The 1,448-nt window shown below is 70.4% G+C and carries 1 protein-coding gene; it reads right to left on the reverse strand.

Translation table 11 applies throughout. The features are described 5' to 3' along the window. Window positions 1–144: 144 nt before the first annotated feature. Window positions 145–1,448: cytochrome P450 (locus ACFU99_RS43560; protein WP_384404304.1), on the reverse strand; the 1,304-nt coding region annotated here is incomplete at its 5' end.

Below are 1,448 nucleotides of genomic sequence, written 5' to 3' on the forward strand. Positions count from 1 at the left end.
GTTGTCCCGCTCCTGCGCCGCGACGGGCAGGGAGGCCGAGGCGGAACGGGGTCGACCGGACCTGCCCTCGTGACGGCGGCCCGGTTCAGCTCCCCGGCCTGCTCGGCCGGCCGGGGGATCCGCGGGGGCCCCTCCCGAGGAGGCTCAGCACGCCGTGTCCTGCCGCTCGGGTGCGCTTGGCCTCCGAGGTGTCACGGTCATCCGGACCCGGGCCGCGCGCTGGGTCAGGCTGATCCGCGGGACCGCCTTCGTGCCGCGGGCGGTCTCGAACCGCCAGTGGTGCAGGAGCACGGCGAGCGCTGCCTTCGCCTCGGCGACCGCGAACGCATCCCCGATGCACTTGCGGGTCCCCGCACCGAAGGGCATGAACCCCTGGTGCGGGGTGCGCGGCGTGTTCTTGTCGAGCCAGCGGTCCGGGTCGAAGCGGTGCGGATGCGGAAAGACATCCGGATCCCGGTGCAGCGCCCACGGGCTGAAGAACACGTTCGCCCCCGGGGGGAGTGTGTATCCGCCCAGTACGGCCGGGCGGCGGGTGACCCGGGTCGACAGCCACGTCGGCGCGTACATCCTCAGGACTTCGTTGAGTACACGGTCCAGTTGGCCAAGCCGTTGCAGACCTTCGAGATCGGGCGTACCTGCGGACAGGACCTCATCGACCTCCTCCTGCACTCGTGCGTAGTGCTCGGGGTGTGAGACCAGGATCTGTAGCATCCAGCTCATGAGTGATGCCGTGGTCTCGATCCCGGCGATCATGAAGCCCCAGATGTGTCCGCTGATCAGTGCGGACCGGCGGTCCTTCGCCTCGTCTCGGTCCTGCCCTGCGGCGCCGTCCGGCCGCGGGGCCAAGAGCACGGTCAGCAGATCGTCGTAGGCGTCCGCGTCGTTCCCGCGATGGTCCACCATCTCGTCGATCGCCGCGTAGGTGCGCCGCACCGAACGGTCGAAACGACGGTTGGCGGGCAGCGGCAGCCGTGTGACCGCGGGCAGCACCGCCCTGACGACCACGCCGCGCAGCACCACCGGCAGATCCTCCTGGAACTGCCGCACGACCCTGGCCGAGACCGGGTCGTGGAACAGTGACCGGGTGAGACTTCCCGTCGACAGCCGGGTCATCTCTGCGTTCATGTCCAGCACTTGCCCGCTCGTCCAGGAAGCGCATTGCTGTGCCGCCTGGGCGAGGGCCTCGGCGGTGTAGCCGGCCATCCGCTCCCGGCGGAAGAGCGGCTGCACCAGGGGGCGCTCCACTCGGTGGATCGCGTCCGGGCAGGCGGGCAGCCCGTCGCCGAACACCGCGTGCAAGGAGTCCATGACAGGTCCGCCCCTGTCATAGTCGCCGTGGCCCGCGACCAGCATGTGGTGAACCAGGGGCGCGGAGTTCACCACGTGGCATTCGCGTCCCGCCAGCTTGATCCGCACGACGGGGCCCGCCGTGCGGAGCCCTTCGAAGA

The sequence above is a fragment of the Streptomyces sp. NPDC057654 genome (assembly GCF_042800135.1).
In the GTDB taxonomy this organism is placed as follows: Bacteria; Actinomycetota; Actinomycetes; order Streptomycetales; family Streptomycetaceae; genus Streptomyces.